The organism is Lentzea sp. NPDC020367, assembly GCF_044387305.1.
In the GTDB taxonomy this organism is placed as follows: Bacteria; Actinomycetota; Actinomycetes; order Mycobacteriales; family Pseudonocardiaceae; genus Lentzea.
This window is the reverse complement of record NZ_JBIRVV010000007.1, coordinates 323,856-339,763: the sequence shown is the minus strand read 5'-3', so window position 1 is coordinate 339,763 and position 15,908 is coordinate 323,856. Positions and strand designations below refer to the sequence as shown.

The following is a 15,908-nucleotide window of genomic DNA, read 5'->3' as shown; positions in this document are numbered from 1 at the left end:
AGTTCTCCTCAGCGCTCGAAAACGTGGAACTCACGTTGCGTCCAGTCGAACAGCAGGTCCTCGACTGAGTACGACGTCCCTGCTCGCCTTAGTTCGAAAAGAGGGAAATCGCCGCGAGGAGCGCGGATACGGCTGAAGGCGAGGTCGTGCAGGAGCGGGGTCGGGTCGAACGGCAAAGCCTGCGAGAAGTCCGTGGACGCCTCAAGGTACGGCAGGCACAAAAGAAGTTCGAGGTCTATGCCAATGGCCCCGTCGAGCGACATCATCGGCATGGCCAACGGGTCGTAGTCATGTGCCCAGCGTTCGTGTTCGATCCACGGCTTGCGGTCCATTTGTACGATCCGCTCCACCGTGAGGATGCCGTGACCGGCGTTGTTCGAGGACAGAAGGGCCGTCGCAGGTGCTGGAACCGTCGCGCCCAGGAAGTTCTGGTGCTCGAACAACACCCGAGGCCCGCGGGCGGCTACGAGAGCGGCGAGACCGTTCATACTGTCCAGGTCGGGGAGCCACGGCGAACGTGCCCTGGCGAATGGACTGCGCAGGTAGATCTCGTGCACGGTCGAGCACAGATCCGCTTCCAGCATTCCGCAGCCCAGCAGGCTTTTGATCGTGTAGGCCACCGCCTGTGCGTCGCCTTCGCACAACCGGCCGAGTTCCTCAACCAGCGCGCGGTGCACCATGGAGATGTTCGCGGGCAGGCTCTCCCGCAGGCACGTGCGCAAAGGAAGATCCGCAGGGATCGGCGCGGTGGCCGGGAAGTAGGTCACCCGCCGGTTCGAGCCAGTGACGATCACATCGCTCAGACAGCTTCGGGTGATCTCGCGAACGACCGTCGGGCGAGGTGTTAGGTGGCGCAACGCGTTCGCGGCGAACCCGGTCTGGCGTTCGCCCAACGCCAGCGTCAGAACCTCGTCGGCACCGTCGTCGACGTTGCGGTCGTGCAACTGCAAGGCGATCCCCGAGACCACGTCCCAGGCGCCCTCGGAGACGTTGGGGCTCAGGACCTCCCACAACGAGGACGAGGTCGTGTGCCTACGTGCCAAGTGCTCCGCGGCGAAGTACTCCATGAACGTCCGGTGGGTGAAACCGAACAACGGCTCGTGCCGGTTCGCCCCCAGATCGGTCAGGATCCAGGCGCGGCCCGTGCAGAACTCGGTGAACTGCTCTGCTGCGGCGGCCGCGTCATCGGGGTCGAAGGACTTCGACTCGAGGTAGGCGGCCAGCACTCGCACGATCCGGCTGCGAGGCAGGGCTCTACCGGACTCGGGCGCGGTGAACTGGTACCACGCCAGATGTTGTACGGCTCCGCGCAGCCTGCCCTGGAACTGCACGGGCAGCGCTATGCCACGCATGGAGTCCCAGCGGTCGAATAGCATCACGGCGCAGCGTTCGTAGACTTGGGCGAGGTTGCGCGGCAAGTAGTGCTCACTGGAGTACATGGCGCAGAGAAGGGCCAACAGCAACGGGTTGCGGCGCAGTTCTTCGACGGCGTCGCTCTCCCGCAGGAACGCACCGGCCAACCCGGCGCGTTCGTGCGAAGGAGTGGCGACGTCGAGTGCGAACCAGCGGGTCGCGTAATTCTTCACCTGCGACAGGCCGAAGTCGTCGACGGTGCCCGTGGTGAACAGCGACTCGCTCAGCGGTGCTTCCAGGTAGCCGACCTTGCGCGCGGTCACGACGATCGGCGTGAGCGGGTACTGGTGCGTGAAGCCCTCGATCAGCCTGACGACCCTACGCCGCAGTTCGGGGTCGACCAACTCGTCGAGCCCGTCGAGGACGACCACGGCACGGCCGTTGCGCAGCAGGTACTCGACGGCGTCGCGCGGGGGAGTGAGGTTGTAAGGGTCACCGCAGATGTGCTCCAGGTACTTCAGCAGCTCGCGGCCACCCTCGCGGAACCACGACGTGAAGTCGCGTAGCACCAAGAGGAACGGCACGCGGTCACCGTCCGACAGCGCGACGTCGTGCGCCAGTTTCGCAGCCAGCGTGGACTTCCCGGCGCCGGGACTGCCTAGGAGCACTGTGCGGCGGCCTGGCAGGACCAGATCGCCGACCGCAATCGACGGGCTGAGCGTCGGCCGGACGTACAACTCGCCATAAGGCACTGAGCGGCTGACCCCGATGTGGGGTAATCGCATCTCGCCGTGCATCACGGCGATCCGAACCCGCAGTTGACCGGCGTACGTGTGCAGGTCTTCCAGCGAAGGCGCACGCCGCAACAACAACCGGTTGTTCGTGGCGGCGTGCGCCAGGTGGGTGACGGCCACTGCTGTCGGGGTGTCGAGATCGTTCGCGCACAACTTCTCTGCTCTGGTCAGAGCGGTCAGCACCGCTTTCGGATCGGCTGAAGCGCCGGAGAGTCGCAGACCCTGCACGACCTGCTCGCGCAGGTCGGAAGCCAGGCCGGGATCGAGAGCGCCCCGCATGGCCCGCCACAGCACGACCTGCCGGGCCACCTCGGCGAAGTCCGGGGATTCCAGATAGCCCAGCAGCACTTGGTCGATGTCCGACGGCGGGGGAGGGACGAGCTGGGAGAGCCTGGGGGCGAGCTGGTTGCTGACAGCCACGACGACCCGGATGACCGCCGACTCGATGCTCGCCATCCGGGCCTCCCGTTCGCTACGAAACGTCCTTCAACCGGGATAGCACATCAGGCAGGGTGCCGGTGTGCACGACGCCGAGCCGTTGCGTGGCACGGGTCAGCGCGACGTACAGGTCCGAAGCGCCACGCGGCGACTCCGCGAGGATGCCGTCCGGATCGACCACGACCACCGAGTCGAACTCCAGGCCCTTCGCGTCGGTCACGCCGAGCACGACGACTTGGGCCTCTTCCAGCTCGTTGCCGACGGAGGAACCCGGAACCGACGACGCCACGGCAGCGCCCACCGACGAGAGCAGCGCGGCCGGCACGATGACCGCGATCTTGCCGTCGCCGACGGCGGTGACCTCGCGGGCGATGAGCGCTGGCACCTCGGACGCGTACGACGTGACCGTGGAGACCCAAGGTGCCACGCCGGTTTCCCGCACCGAGGTCGGCGGCACCAGGGAGGCGTCCACCGAGGCGAGCACGTCCGCGGCGACCTCCATGATCTCGGCCGGAGTGCGGTAGTTGACCGTCAGTTCCGTGAGGCGCCAACGGTTCTGGACGTATGGCGAGAGCACGGAACCCCACGAGGTGGCGCCGCCGATGTCGCCGGTCTGCGCGATGTCGCCCACGACCGTCATGGACTTGCTGGGGCAGCGGCGCATCAGCGTGCGCCACGCCATCGCCGACAGCTCCTGGGCCTCGTCCACGATGATGTGGCCGAACGTCCAGGTGCGGTCGGCCGCGGCGCGTTCCGCGGCGGTCTCGTAGCGGTCGACGCCGTGGCGCTCGGCCAGGCGGTACGCGTCCACCAGGTCCGTGGCCGTCAGCATGTCGGGATCCGCGTCGTCGTCCAGGTCGAGGATGTCGAGAACGCCCTGGGCGTACTCGACGGCCTGGCGGCGCTGGCGTTCGGCGCGGGCCTTGGCCTCCGTGTCGTCCTCACCGAGCAGTTCGGCGGCCTCGTCCAGCAACGGCACATCCGCCGGTGTCCAGTCATCGGAGACGCGCTGGAGCAGGTCGCGCTCTTCGCGGGTGAACTTCGACATCGCGCGGTTGCGGCGCTTCGGGTTCGCGTAGAGCTCCGAGAGCAGCGAGAACGGCGTCAGCACCGGCCACAGCGACGCGATCGCGGCCTGGACCTCGGGGGACTCGCGCAGCTCACGGCGGATGTCGTCGATGTCCGCCTTGTCGAGCAGATGGCTGCCCAACCGGTTGACCACCATGCCCGACAGCGTCGAGATGATCTCGCGGGCGAACGTGCGGCGCGCCTCGTTGTGCGCGCGGCGGGTGCGGCGCGCCCTGCCCCGTGCCTCGGAGATCGCCCGGCGGTCCAGGCGCAGCACGTCGTTGTCGAAGCGGATCTCGACGGACGGCGGCGCCTCCTGGCGGTCCCGCACGGCCGCGGCGATCACGTCGGCCATCTCGAGGCGGCCCTTGACCGCGGCCGCCGCTGCCGACTCGCGTCCGGTGGCGGTCAGGTTCGGGTAGAGCTCGCCGACCGTGGACAGCAGGACGCCGGTCTCGCCCAGCGACGGGAGGACCTGACTGATGTACCGCAGGAACGTCGTGTTCGGGCCGACGACCAGAACACCGCGTTTCGCCAGCTGTCGACGGTGTGTATACAGCAGGTATGCGGCTCGGTGCAGGGCCACGGCGGTCTTGCCCGTGCCGGGTCCGCCCTGCACGACGACGACGCCGTTGAGCTCGGACCGGATGATCCTGTCCTGCTCGGCCTGGATGGTCGCGACGATGTCGCTCATCTGGCCGGTGCGCGACTCGTTCAGCGCGGCGAGCAGCGTCGCCTCGCCGGTCAGGCTGTCCTTGGACGAGCGGGTGACCGAGTTGATGTCGAGCACCTCGTCGTCGAGGCCGATCACCTTGCGCGAGCGGGTCCGCAGGTGCCTGCGCCGCCGCACGCCGTCAGGGGAGGCGGCGGTGGCGAGGTAGAACGGCCTGGCGGCGGGCGCCCGCCAGTCCATCAGCAGCGGCTCGTAATCCTTGTCCTCGTCGAAGAGACCGATTCGGCCGATGTAGAAGCGGTCTTCGTTGTGGAAATCGAGCCTGCCGAACGCGAGTCCGTTCTCGACCGCGCTGTACTGGGCCAATTGATCTGTGTACATCGCGACGGACGTGTCGCGCTCGGACCGCATCTGATGCGTGCCGCCGGTTTGTCGCAACGATTGTGCGAGTCGTTTCGACGTCTGTTCGCGGAGGTCGTCGAGCCGGCCGTACAACATGGCCACGTATTCCTGCTCCGGCTCCATTTCGGCGAGCCGGAGGTCATCGGAGGGGCTTGACAACTTGCCTCATTTCTCGATATCATGCGGCGTCGGCTTTTATTCCGATTCGCACTGTCCTGCCCGCGCTGTGGTCGCTGAGCGCAGACTGTCTAATCTACACGCATATCAGCGTGATGCAGGTACGCCTTACGCAGCAGTGTGGCCAACGTATCGCGCTCGTGCGGTGTCAACGGCGCCAGCAGCTCTTCCTCGTGTGCCTGAGCCGCCGCCAGTCTCTCCCGCAGCGCCTCCCTGCCCTCGTCGGTGATCGACACCGTGAACCGCCGCCGGTCCTTCTCGTCGCGTCTGCGCTGGGCGAACCCGAAACCTTCGAGCACGTCGAGCACCGACACGAGGTCGCTCGGGTCCATCCGCACCCGGTCGCTGATCCGCTTCTGCGCCACCGCCTCCTGCTCGGACAGGTACGCGAGCACCGTCAGGTGAGGCCCCCGCAGGTCCGCTCGCCCGATCCGGCGCGCTTCCCGCACCAGCCCGAGCATCAGATAGCTGGGAAGACGCAGAAGCTGATCAATGCTCATGTCCTCAGTCTAGAAAAGATCTGTCCCCCGATCGTGGATAGCGCTCCGTGAGGAACCGCCCCGGACGGGGGCCGACAGGGTGAGCGTTGGGGTGACGTTTCTCCGCAAACCACCAGGAAGCGGCATGGTGGGGGTATGACGCGTGCGGAGATCGTCCGGCTCGCCCGTTGCGTGGTGCGCCGGCCCCGGTGGCAGCTCGTCGTGGCGGTCCTGCTTTCCGCGTGGACGCTCGCCTGGGTGCTCGGCCAGCTCGCCGACGACCCCCTGAGCCCGCTCGGGCTACTCGCCTGGACCGGCATTCCCCTCGATTCGGCATCCCTATGGGCTCAGGAGCGCGCAGAGGTCCTCGTCTGGCTCGCCACGCTCGGCGGTCTGAGCTGGGCGGCCACCACCGAACAGGGTCAGCTGCCCGCTCTCGCCGGGTGGTTCGCGGTGCTCGTCGCGGGAGAAGCAGCCGGGTACGAGCACGCGGTGCAACGGGCGATGCTCAGCATGGTCGTGTTCCTGCTCGTCCTCGCGGCCGTGTCGATCACCGGGCGGCGCGCGTTCGTCGTCGACCGCGTCGCCGTCATGCCCAAGGACGTCGTCCGAGCGGGCATCACCGCCGCCGTGCTGACCGCCGTGGTCCCGCTCATCGCCCCTGGCCTGGCCGTGACGCGTCTCGTCAGGCCCTATGTGACGAAACCCCCGCGCCGGCTGAGGCGGGTTGAGGCGCCGTTGCTGCGGGAAACCGGATGAGGTGAGCGACTACCTGCCCCCTCCCGCACCACCGCGCAGTGCGCTGACCTTGCGGTTGTGGCTGGCCGGTTTCGGTCTGGTCTTCAACTCGGTCGCGGGCTGGCTGGCGTTGCGAGCTGACCTCGTTTGGCTTGGAATCCTGCTTTTACTACTCGCTGTCGTCTGTGTCGTGGACTTCGGCTGGGTGGTTCATCGCAAACATCGCGGAGATCCGGGCTGAACCTGTCAGGAACCTGTGCTGGGCAATGAGCACTCGTATGGATAAAGATGTTCGTGTGCATGAAGATCCGGCAAAAGGCAGGTTAGCCAGGGTGATGCGCCGGCAGCCTGTGCAACAGCGCGGCGCGGCGACTGTCTCCGCGATCCTGGACGCTTGTGCGAGCCTGCTGAACGAATACGACTACGACGACATCACGACGGCTCGCATCGTCGATGTGGCCGGAGTGCCCATTGGTTCCTTCTATCAGTACTTCCCCGACAAAAGATCCGTTGTGCACGCTCTGGCACTTCGCGGTATGGAGACCTATCTCCGCGAAGTCGACGCGCTGTTCGCCGCGGATCTGATCGCGGACACGTGGCGCGGGGCCATGGCGCAGGTCGTCGCGGTGTACATGCGGATGCTGACGGACGTGCCGGGCTTCGGCCGGGTGCGGTTCAGCGACATGCTGGACAGCCACCGGCTCGACTCCAGCGTCGACCAGTACGAGCTGATGGCCGAACGGCTGGCGGAGATGTTCGTCAACCGGTTCGGCGCCCACGGCGACGCCCCGGTGATGCTGACGTTCCGGATCGCCGTGCAGACCGCGGACGCACTGTTCAAGCTCGCCGAACGGGTCGACGAGGACGACCGCGCGTACGTGGTCGGCACGGCGAACGAACTGCTCACCGGCATGCTCGGGTCGGTGCTGGAGAAGCCCCAGGACCCGGTTCAGAGCCCGTAGGACTCCAGCAACCGCAGCCACACCTCGCTGATCGTCGGGTACGAGGGCACCGCGTGCCACAACCGGTCCACGGTGACCTCCCCGACGATCGCGACGGTGGCCGAGTGCAGCAGCTCGGCGACGTCCTGACCGACGAACGTGACACCGACCAGCGTCCGTGTGCGCTCGTCGACGACCATCCGCGTCTTGCCCTTGTACCCGTCGGCGTGCAGTGACGACCCGGCGACCGCGATGTCCAGGTCGACCACCTTGATGTCACGGCCCTGAGCGCGCGCCTCCTCGGCGGTGTGCCCGACGAACGCCACCTCGGGGTCGGTGAACACGACCTGCGGCACGGCCACGTGATCGGCCCACGCCTGGCCCGCAGACCACTGCTTCGGCTCGAACCCGCGGGACCGCTCCAGGATCGCCGTGCCGACCGCGCGGCCCTGGTACTTGCCCTGGTGCGTCAGCAACGCCCGCCCGGTGACGTCACCGGCCGCGTACAGCCAGCGTCCGTCCACACCGGACACCAGGCCGGAGTCGTCGATGGTCAGCGGCTTGCCGTCCTTGGTCGCCGGCACCCGCCCGGTCGCGATGAGGATCTCCGAGCCCTTCACGACCCGGCCGTCCTTCAACGTCAGCTGGCCCGGCTTGATCGACGAGGCACGCGCGTTGAGCAGCACCTCGACGCCGTCTTCTTCCAGGCCCTCGACGACCAGCGGGCCGACGAACTCCTCCATCTTCGGCAGCGGCCGGTCACCCGACACCACCAGTTGCACCTTCGAGCCGAGCCGCGCCCACGCCTGCGCCATCTCGACGCCGACGACCCCGCCGCCGACGACGACCAGCGACTCCGGCACCTCACGCGCCGACGTGGCCTCGCGCGAAGTCCACACAGGAGTGTCCGAAAGTCCTTCCAGCGGCGGCATCTTCGGCACGCTGCCGGTGCACACCACCACGGCCTGCCGAGCCCGGTGGACCTCACCGCCGACCGTGACCTCGCGCTCGCCGGTGACCTCACCGTCGCCGCGGATGACGTGGATGTTCTCCGACTCCGCCCACTTGACCTGGCCGGTGTCGTCCCAGTTGGAGGTGAACCCGGTGCGCCGCTCCAGCACCGCGGCCGGGTCGAGCGACCCGCCGACCACGCCCTTGACCCGCTTGGCCGCGGCGAGCGCGTGCCCGGAGCGCAGCAGCGCCTTCGAAGGCATGCACGCCCAGTACGAGCACTCGCCGCCGACGAGCTCCTTCTCGATCATGGCGGTGGACAGGCCACCCGCGGCCGTCCGCCAAGCCACGTTCTCACCTACGGGGCCACCACCGATGACGATGACGTCGAAGTCCATGGCCGCAACAGTAGGCCTGGATCAGGAAAGCCACAGCAGGCAGAAGGGATGCCCGACCGGATCCGCGTACACCCGGAACCAGCCGTCGGTGTCCTTCTGCAGCAGCCGCGCGCCGAGTGCCAGCACCTTCGGCTCCGCCTCCTCGACGTCGTCGACCAGCACGTCGAGGTGGACCTGTTGAGACGCGTGCGGATCAGGGAACACCGGCGCCACGTAGTCGGTGGCGCGCTGGAAGGCGATCCGCGTGCCGTTCGCGACGATCACCACCCACGTCTCGTCGCCGTCGGGCAGGCGTTGGGCACCGAGCAGTTCCTCGTAGAACGACGCGAGCTCCGACGGATCCGGGCAGTCGAGCACGACAGAACGAAGTTGTCCGACCATGCCCTCCACCCTCTACCGGGTGGCGGGCAGCCGCAACGCCTGCTTGGCGATCGGGTCGAGCGTCGAGTCACCCGCGCCACCCGACCACACCGCGAACGCCAGCGTCACGTGGCTGCCCTTGGTGCCGTTCGCGAAAGCCGCGTTCTCCAGCGGTTTGCCGTCCAGCCCGTGCACGCCACCGGATCCCGGCAGCACGACGACCGCGTGCAACGACTTCGCGCTGGGCGCGTCGTACAGGTCCATGTCCGCCACCAGCACGGTCGCCGGCTTGCCCTGCACCGTCGTCTCGTAGGTGGCGCGCAGCAGCACGCCGCAGTCGTTCGCGTTCAGCCACGCCTTCACGTCGCCGAACGCCTGCGCCTGGCAGTCCTGGTCCTTCTTCATCTCCTTCGGCACGAACGTCGTGCCGTCCACGACCACCGTTGTCGGCTGCGTGGACGTCGGCGCGGGCGTCGCGTCGGCCGGCTTGTCGTCACCGGGCAGCGCCACGATCAGCCACCCGACGAGGATCAGCGCGACCACCGCCGCGACCGCGAGATACGGCCAGGTCAGCTTGCCCGGCAAGCGCTTGCGCGAAATGAGCGGCCTCATCGCGGCCTTGGGGATCAGCATCGTGTTGGCGGACGCGAGATCCGACACCGCGTCGCTGAAACCCTCGGAGAGCAGTGATCGCGCGTCCGGCGGCGTGCCGGTGGTCTGCAGGATCGCGAGGAGCTTCACGGCGTGTTCGGCCGTGCAGGGCACCGTCGACGTCGCGAGTTCGCGGGCCGCACTGAGCAAAGTGGACGGTTTGGGGTGCAGCACCCGCACGCCGCGGTTGAGGTCGACCGTCGGCTGCACGACCTGGTCCACGAACGGGCCGACCGCCACGACGGTGCTCACCGGGAGCGGTTCCGCCCGCATCGCCTGGATCCGCTGCGCCACCGCGGTCGCCGCAGCCACGGCCTCGGTCGCCGGGTTGGGCGCGCCGTCCTGGGCGACCAGCGGCCAGCCGTCGATCGTCCACTGCCCGCCGAGCGGCGCTTCCAGTTTCAGCGCGGGATCGGGCAGGTCGACGCCGACGATCACGAGAACGCCCTTGGGGAGCACGACGATCGCGTCCAGCGGCACCGGACAGTCGGGTGGTTGCACGCCGATGAGCGCAACGCCACCCAGAGCTTGGGTACCCGCGCCGCAGGCCGTGAGGGCGGCACGGACGTCCGCCCCAATGGCCGAAGGTTCAGCGCCCAGACGGATCAGCCGCACGAGTCCCTACCTTTCCGCACGGAGGGACACCGTAGCGGTCCGGGGTCGACCCAACGCAGCCGGTCGAGACATTGCGTGATGGCCGTCACCGTTATGTGGATCACTCGTTAGAAGGATTGCCTGCGAATGTTCACGGAGGGTCCATGTACACACGCGCTGCATTGCTCGCCGTTCTGCTGGTGGCCGCCGCATCCCCTGTCGCGACGGCCGCGCCGACCTCCACGGTCTACGTCCACGGAGCCGACATCACCGCCGCGGAACAGGCGGTCGAGGCGGCCGGTCTGCAGAAGCTCACGAGCTTCCGCAAGATCGGTGTCGTGGCCGCGCGGGGTGACTCCGCGCGGATCTCCTCCGCCAGGGCCAAAGCGGGCGTGACGCGCGTCGAGGTCCAGAAGCCGATCAAGTTCCTCGGGTCGACCTCGCACACCGCCACGCGCGGCCTGGACGCCCGCAACAGCCTCGGGCTGACCGGCGCGGGAGTGTCAGTCGCGGTGATCGACTCGGGCGTCGACCCGAACCACCCGTCGTTCGGCGGCCGGATCGTCCGCAACCTGAAGAGCCTGTGCCTGGACGGCTCGACGCAGACGAACTGCATCGTGCCGGTGCCGAACTTCCTCGACACCGACACCACGTCGTTGGGCGGCCACGGCACCCACGTCACCGGCATCGCGATCGGCGGCGACGTGCAGACCACCGGCGGACCGGTGATCCACGGCGCGGCGCCGGGCGCGAAGGGCGTCGTGATCTCGACCGGCGCGGCGATCCTCATCCTCGGCGCGGACGCCGCGCTGAACTGGGTGCTGGAGAATCACAACGCTCCGTGCGGGGCCGGTGTCCCCGCGTCTGCCTGCCCGCCGATCAAGGTGATCAACAACTCCTATGGGCCATCTGGCGGCGGTGCGTTCGACCCTGAGTCGGTCACTGTCAAACTGCAACGACAGCTCGTGGCCGAAGGCGTCGTCGTGGTGTGGGCGAACGGCAACGACGGCGGCGATGGTTCAGCGAACCTGTCCAACCCGCCGGGCATCGACCCGACGCCCGGCGTGATCTCGGTCGCCTCCTACAACGACCAGGAGACCGGCACCCGCGACGGTGCTGTGTCGGACTTCTCGTCCCGTGGTCTCGCCACCGACTCCGCGACGTGGCCCGACATCTCGGCGCCGGGGGAGAACATCACCTCGTCGTGCCGGCTCTACCTGCCGATCTGCGCGACCGGCCTGAACCCGCAGAACGGGCCGGGACTGCTCGACCTCGGCACGTTCAACACGATCAGCGGCACGTCGATGGCGGCACCGCACATCGCCGGGATCGTCGCACAGCTGTTCCAGGCCAAGCCTTCCGCGACCCCGGCCGACATCGAGCGGGCGCTGAAGTCGACGGCCCACAAGTACGGCACCGGTTACGGGCCCGTCGGGCCCTACACCTCGTCGTTCGACAAGGGCACGGGTCTAGTCGACGTGGTGGCCGCGGTAAACGCTCTGTAGATCACGATCAGGCATCGCTCGGCCGGGAGATCGGGACTTAAGACCTGTATCTGCCCCGGTCGGGTGATGATCGAGCTGGTTCTTATGGCGGACTTGCCTCAAGTCGAGGCAGAATGCAGCGAACGGGTTCCACGATGATCACCTCACTCTCGACAAAGGCGTAGGGGAAGACGTCCCTCGTCGAGTAGCGGAGGTCAGCAGTGAGCACCCGTGGCAGCACCAGTGGCGTGGTTTACGTCCACTCGTCGCCGTCTGCGGTCTGTCCGCACGTCGAGTGGGCGATCTCGGGCACCCTCGGTGTCCGGGTAGACCTCAGGTGGGCAGCGCAACCCGCGGCACCAGGCCAGTTGCGCGCTGAATGCGCATGGACCGGAGACGCCGGCACCGGCGCCAAACTAGTGGCTGCGCTGCGCGCGTGGCCCATGCTCAGGTTCGAGGTGACCGAGGAACCGTCCTCAGGTCAGGACGGCGAGCGCTTCTGCTTCGCGCCCGTTTTGGGGCTGTGGCACGCCCGTACGTCGGCGAACGGTGACATCGTCGTGAACGAGGACCAGCTGCGTTCACTGGCTGTTCGTGCCAGAGGCGGTGAATCCTTCGCACACGGCGTCGACGAGCTGCTCGGTGCCGCGTGGGACGACGCGCTGGAACCGTTCCGTCGCGCGGGCGACGGCGCTCCGGTGACCTGGCTGCACCGTGTCGGCTAACGGAACTGTTTAGTCCTGTGTGGACCCCGCTCACCGTTTGGGCAGCGGGGTTTCCTCGCGGTGCGTGGGATCCCAGGCCAGCATGAGCTGCCCGTAGAGCGCGGACGTCTTGAGCAGGTGCTCGTGGGAGCCGAGCAACGGCTTGCCGCCGTCCATGACCAGCACGCGGTTCGCTCGCAACGCCGAGCTCAGCCGGTGCGCGATCACCACGAGAACTCCCTCCCGTTGCGCGAAAGCCCGTTCGACCCTGGCCTCGGCGGCGGGATCCAGATGTGAGGTCGCCTCGTCGAGGATGACGACGCTCGCGGACGTGACGTAGACCCGCGCGAGTGCCAGCAGCTGCGCCTCACCAGCGGAAAGTCCTTCTCCGCCATGGCCGAGCGCGGCGTCGAGGCCACCGAGTCCGTCCAGAAGTGGTTTGGCGCCGACCTTTTTCACCGCGTCGACGAGATCCTCGTCGGTCGCCCACGGCGCGAGAAGCGTGAGGTTCTCTCGCACAGTGCCCGTGAACAGGTACGTCTCCTGCGGAATCAGGGCGATCGCGTGGTGCCTGATCGCCGGTGTCACCCGGTCGACGGGCGCGCCGCCGAACAGGACGCAGCCGTTGTCCGGTGGCATCAGACCGGTGAGCAGACTGGCCATTGTGGACTTGCCGATGCCGGACGGGCCGACGACCGCCAGGTGGTCGCCGGGACGCAGGTCGAGCGACAGGCCGCGCAGCACCGGTTCCGCGTCGGGGCTCCAGCCGAACGTGACGTCCCGCAGCACGAACTCGCCGTTGGCAGGAATCTCGGCGCCGATCTCCTTGCCCGTCTGCGGCGCCGCTTCCTGAAGTCGTTTGAGCGCGACCATCAACCGCATCACGACGGTGCTGGTGGTGCGGGCGAGGCCGTGCAGCGCGGGGTTCACGCTGTTGGTCAGGTAGACGACGGCCGCCAGGACCGCACCCGTGGTGAGCTGCCCGGAGGCGACCAGCGGGGGAGCGAACGCGACCAGCAGCACGACGGGGGCGAAGCCGCCGATCGCGATCACCGTGGCGCGCAACGAGTTCGCCCACGCGACGGTGACGGTGGCACTGGCCTGCAGGTTGATCTGCTTCGCGACGTCCTGGTAGGCCTCGGCGGACGCGTCGCAGGCGGCGACGTCACGCAGTCCGGTCAGCACCGCGCCGGACGCCTCCGCCGTGCGTTCGTCGGCCATCACGGCGTCGCGTTGTCGTTTGGCCAGCGAGGGAAGCATCAACCCGAAGAGCAGCAACGCCGCCACGATCGGCAGCACGACCAGCCAGATCAACGCGGCGGCCGTGGTCGCGAGACCGACGAGCGCGGCGATCGTCGTGACCAGAAGGGCACGGGCCTGCACCAGCACGCCCGCGGTGGCGTCGCGGACCACCTCGACGTGCCGGGTGATCATGGCGACCGCGCTGGCGTCCGGTGTGCGGCGATGCGACGGGTCGTTCAGCACGCCCTTCACCACGCGGGTGACCAGGGCGTCGCGCATCGGTTCGACGACGGCGCCGAGCCGCGCGAACACCTGCCGCTGGCCCAGCGCGCCCGCCACCGCGAGTGCCGCGAACGCGAGCAGCCACAGCACGCCGGCCAGCGGATCTCCCGCCGCGAAGCCCTGGTCGACGGCCGTGCCGACGAGCCTGCCGCCGAAGAACGCCGGGATGCCTTCGAGCATGGACCAGCCGAGCAGGATCAGGACGCCTCTGCGGTGTCCTGCCAGCGTGGAGAGGTAGAAACGCATCACTCGCCCCCGGTGAACACTGCGCGGTAGTCCTCGTCGTTCCACAGCTCCTGATGGGTGCCGGTACCCCGGACCCGGCCTTCTTCCAGCCACACCACGAGATCTGCTCTCGCGGCCGTGGCGGGGCGGTGCGTCACGACGACGCGGGTCCGGCCGGGCAGTGCCGTGGTGAGCGCCCTGTCCACTTTGGCCTCGGTCACGGTGTCCAGACTCGCGGTGGCGTCGTCGAGCACGAGCACGTCGGGATCCCGGATGATCGCGCGGGCCAGCCCGATCCGTTGCAGCTCACCGCCGGACAGCGGGGCGTCGGCCATCGGTGTCTCGTATCCCTGCGGCAGCCGGATCAGCACGTCGTGCACCTGGGCGGCGACGGCGGCGTCCCTGATCTGGATCTCGTCGGAATCCGTTCCATAGCCGATCGAACGGCCGATCGTCGCGCCGAGCAACGCCGGGCGTTCGAAGGCATACCCGACCGCGTCGTCGCCGACGACCTCGCCCGCGTCCACAGCGGACAGTCCGCCGAGCACCGCGGCCAGCGTCGACTTGCCCGCGCCGGAACTGCCTACGATCGCGGCGAACGTGCCGGCCGGGATCATCAGGTTCACGTCGTGCAGCGCGTCGCCGACGCGGACGTTCCGCAGCTCGATGACTCCGTTGGACGGCTTGGGGGCGGGGCGTTTCGGTGCCGGGGTGTCGAGGACCTCGGCGATCCGGCCGGCGCTCGCGCGGGTCCTTTCCAGCACGGTCAGCTGGGTCATCTGGCCGACGATGCCCATGCCGAGCGCCGCGTAGCCGAGCGCGGCGAGCACGTCACCGGTGCTCAGCCTGCCTTCCATCACTCCGAAACCGGCGGCGGTGAGCACCGCGACCTCGACGACGGGCAGCAGCAACCCGGCCCGCCACATCATCTTCGCCTGGGTGCGCCACATGCCGGCGCCCGCCGCGGCGAGCCGGGGGAGCGGCTCCAGCACGCGGTTCGTCTCGCGGTCGGCGATGCCGGCGGCGGCGATGGTGCGCAGACCGGACACCGAGTCGAGCAGCCGCGCGGACACTTCGCCGGACACTTCCTGGTACGCCAGGACGTCGTCGGCGGTGAGGCGCATGTGCGTGCGGACGAGATAGCCCGCGAGAGGGGCGCTCACCAGGAACACCGCCGCGAGCCGCCAGTCCAGAAGGGCCAGTGCGACCACCGAGCCGACCGACGACACGGCGGTGACGGCGAGGCTGATCACGGTCACCGCGATGCTGCCCGCGTTGCCGCAGTCGCCGGTGACGCGGCTGACGGCGTCTCCCGCGGCGAACGGTGACGGATGACCGAGAGTGAGCAAACGCCGGGTCAGGCGGCGCCGGAGCCAGGCCGTGGCGCGGGCGGTGATGCTCGCGGCGAGGATGATGCCGATCGCGTCGCCGAGGATCTCGACACCGGCCAGCACCAGCAAGAACACGATCGTCGCCAGTACGAACGTGCCGCTCAGGGCCATGTCGACGGCGCCGGCGAGCGCGGCGGGAAGCAGGAGGCCACCGGTCGTGGCGACGGCGGCGTTGAGAAGCAGCAACCACGGGCGGTAGTCGCGTCGGACGGTGGAGAACAACAGCTGGTCACCGGGTTTGGTCATCGGCTGTTCCTCCGAGGCTCATCTGGGCCCATCATGAAGCGAGGGGCCCAGCAGCTGGCCGGCTGCCGAGCCCCTCTTCAGGCGGGTGAGCGGCATACTTCGCCTATGCCGCTCACCGGCCGATCACGTGCTGGTGGAGCTAGATCAGCACAGCAGCAGGGACGCGCTGCTGTGGCTGCACGGGAGCAGCAGCGAGGCGCTCGACGCGGTGGTCGAACCGCCGCCGCCACCACCCGAACCGCCGGCCATCATGTTGGCGGGGGCCTCGGGGGTCTCGAGGTCCTGCATGTCAAGGATGAAGCCCATGACTGTCTCCT

At 68.5% G+C, this 15,908-nt stretch carries 14 protein-coding genes; 5 read left to right on the top strand and 9 right to left on the bottom strand.

The features are described from left to right. Positions 1–8: 8 nt before the first annotated feature. The 3 genes from ACH413_RS29880 to ACH413_RS29870 all read right to left on the bottom strand — a co-directional run bounded on the left by ACH413_RS29880 (position 9) and on the right by ACH413_RS29870 (position 5,405). A complete protein-coding gene (locus ACH413_RS29880; RefSeq protein ID WP_360042144.1) occupies positions 9–2,603 on the bottom strand; it encodes an NACHT domain-containing protein in 2,595 nt (864 codons plus the stop codon). A gap of 16 nt (positions 2,604–2,619) precedes the next feature. Continuing rightward, positions 2,620–4,851 (bottom strand): AAA family ATPase, encoded by a 2,232-nt coding sequence (locus tag ACH413_RS29875; RefSeq protein ID WP_360042475.1) that lies wholly within the window; start codon positions 4,849–4,851, stop codon positions 2,620–2,622. Positions 4,852–4,976: 125 nt separating this feature from the next. Further along, complete coding sequence (locus ACH413_RS29870) at positions 4,977–5,405, bottom strand: MarR family winged helix-turn-helix transcriptional regulator (RefSeq protein WP_360042147.1); 429 nt, start codon at positions 5,403–5,405, stop codon at positions 4,977–4,979. Positions 5,406–5,540: 135 nt separating this feature from the next. Between ACH413_RS29870 and ACH413_RS29865 the strand changes: the two genes are divergently transcribed. The 3 genes from ACH413_RS29865 (at position 5,541) to ACH413_RS29855 (ending at position 7,084) form a co-directional block, all read left to right on the top strand. Continuing rightward, positions 5,541–6,143, top strand: a complete 603-nt coding sequence (locus tag ACH413_RS29865; protein ID WP_360042149.1) for a hypothetical protein — start codon at positions 5,541–5,543, stop codon at positions 6,141–6,143. Position 6,144: 1 nt separating this feature from the next. Then, entirely contained in the window at positions 6,145–6,363 is a 219-nt protein-coding gene (locus tag ACH413_RS29860) for a DUF6343 family protein (RefSeq protein ID WP_360042152.1), read from the top strand. Between the two features lie 94 nt (positions 6,364–6,457). Beyond that, the gene (locus tag ACH413_RS29855; protein ID WP_360042155.1) at positions 6,458–7,084 is read left to right on the top strand and encodes a TetR/AcrR family transcriptional regulator; all 627 of its coding nucleotides are present in this window, start codon (positions 6,458–6,460) and stop codon (positions 7,082–7,084) included. On the opposite strand, the gene ACH413_RS29850 is transcribed toward ACH413_RS29855, so the two are convergent. The 3 genes from ACH413_RS29850 to ACH413_RS29840 are packed head-to-tail and all read right to left on the bottom strand — an operon-like array spanning position 7,072 to position 10,038. Then, positions 7,072–8,412, bottom strand: a complete 1,341-nt coding sequence (locus tag ACH413_RS29850; protein ID WP_360042158.1) for an NAD(P)/FAD-dependent oxidoreductase — start codon at positions 8,410–8,412, stop codon at positions 7,072–7,074. The genes ACH413_RS29855 and ACH413_RS29850 overlap by 13 nt on opposite strands. A 21-nt stretch (positions 8,413–8,433) precedes the next feature. Further along, positions 8,434–8,793: a VOC family protein gene (locus ACH413_RS29845; RefSeq protein ID WP_360042161.1), complete on the bottom strand. Its 360-nt coding sequence runs from the start codon at positions 8,791–8,793 to the stop codon at positions 8,434–8,436. A gap of 12 nt (positions 8,794–8,805) precedes the next feature. Further along, on the bottom strand, positions 8,806–10,038 hold the full coding sequence (locus tag ACH413_RS29840) for a hypothetical protein (RefSeq protein ID WP_360042164.1): 1,233 nt from the start codon (positions 10,036–10,038) through the stop codon (positions 8,806–8,808). A 143-nt stretch (positions 10,039–10,181) separates the two neighbouring features. On the opposite strand from ACH413_RS29840, the gene ACH413_RS29835 reads away from it, so the two are divergent. Further along, positions 10,182–11,522 carry a S8 family serine peptidase gene (locus tag ACH413_RS29835; RefSeq protein WP_360042166.1) on the top strand — a complete coding sequence of 447 codons (1,341 nt, stop codon included), beginning with the start codon at positions 10,182–10,184 and terminating at the stop codon, positions 11,520–11,522. Positions 11,523–11,722: 200 nt separating this feature from the next. Further along, a complete protein-coding gene (locus ACH413_RS29830; RefSeq protein ID WP_030474501.1) occupies positions 11,723–12,226 on the top strand; it encodes a DUF3145 domain-containing protein in 504 nt (167 codons plus the stop codon). Positions 12,227–12,256: 30 nt separating this feature from the next. Here the strand turns inward: ACH413_RS29830 and ACH413_RS29825 are convergent, their stop codons facing one another. The 3 genes from ACH413_RS29825 to ACH413_RS29815 form a co-directional block, all read right to left on the bottom strand. Then, positions 12,257–13,975 (bottom strand): ABC transporter ATP-binding protein, encoded by a 1,719-nt coding sequence (locus ACH413_RS29825; protein ID WP_360042170.1) that lies wholly within the window; start codon positions 13,973–13,975, stop codon positions 12,257–12,259. Next, positions 13,975–15,591: an ABC transporter ATP-binding protein gene (locus ACH413_RS29820; RefSeq protein ID WP_360042173.1), complete on the bottom strand. Its 1,617-nt coding sequence runs from the start codon at positions 15,589–15,591 to the stop codon at positions 13,975–13,977. Before ACH413_RS29820 ends, ACH413_RS29825 begins: the two co-directional genes overlap by 1 nt. A 144-nt stretch (positions 15,592–15,735) precedes the next feature. Then, entirely contained in the window at positions 15,736–15,897 is a 162-nt protein-coding gene (locus tag ACH413_RS29815) for a SapB/AmfS family lanthipeptide (RefSeq protein WP_093600243.1), read from the bottom strand. Positions 15,898–15,908 lie beyond the last annotated feature (11 nt).

Excerpts from the sequence above, each read along its gene's own strand:
- ACH413_RS29875 (WP_360042475.1), bottom strand. The coding sequence starts at position 4,851 with ATGGAGCCGGAGCAGGAATACGTGGCCATGTTGTACGGCCGGCTCGAC.
- ACH413_RS29880 (WP_360042144.1), bottom strand. The coding sequence starts at position 2,603 with ATGGCGAGCATCGAGTCGGCGGTCATCCGGGTCGTCGTGGCTGTCAGC.
- ACH413_RS29870 (WP_360042147.1), bottom strand. The coding sequence starts at position 5,405 with ATGAGCATTGATCAGCTTCTGCGTCTTCCCAGCTATCTGATGCTCGGG.
- ACH413_RS29855 (WP_360042155.1), top strand. The coding sequence starts at position 6,458 with ATGCGCCGGCAGCCTGTGCAACAGCGCGGCGCGGCGACTGTCTCCGCG.
- ACH413_RS29865 (WP_360042149.1), top strand. The coding sequence starts at position 5,541 with ATGACGCGTGCGGAGATCGTCCGGCTCGCCCGTTGCGTGGTGCGCCGG.
- ACH413_RS29850 (WP_360042158.1), bottom strand. The coding sequence starts at position 8,412 with ATGGACTTCGACGTCATCGTCATCGGTGGTGGCCCCGTAGGTGAGAAC.
- ACH413_RS29815 (WP_093600243.1), bottom strand. The coding sequence starts at position 15,897 with ATGGGCTTCATCCTTGACATGCAGGACCTCGAGACCCCCGAGGCCCCC.
- ACH413_RS29845 (WP_360042161.1), bottom strand. The coding sequence starts at position 8,793 with ATGGTCGGACAACTTCGTTCTGTCGTGCTCGACTGCCCGGATCCGTCG.
- ACH413_RS29820 (WP_360042173.1), bottom strand. The coding sequence starts at position 15,591 with ATGACCAAACCCGGTGACCAGCTGTTGTTCTCCACCGTCCGACGCGAC.
- ACH413_RS29825 (WP_360042170.1), bottom strand. The coding sequence starts at position 13,975 with ATGCGTTTCTACCTCTCCACGCTGGCAGGACACCGCAGAGGCGTCCTG.
- ACH413_RS29835 (WP_360042166.1), top strand. The coding sequence starts at position 10,182 with ATGTACACACGCGCTGCATTGCTCGCCGTTCTGCTGGTGGCCGCCGCA.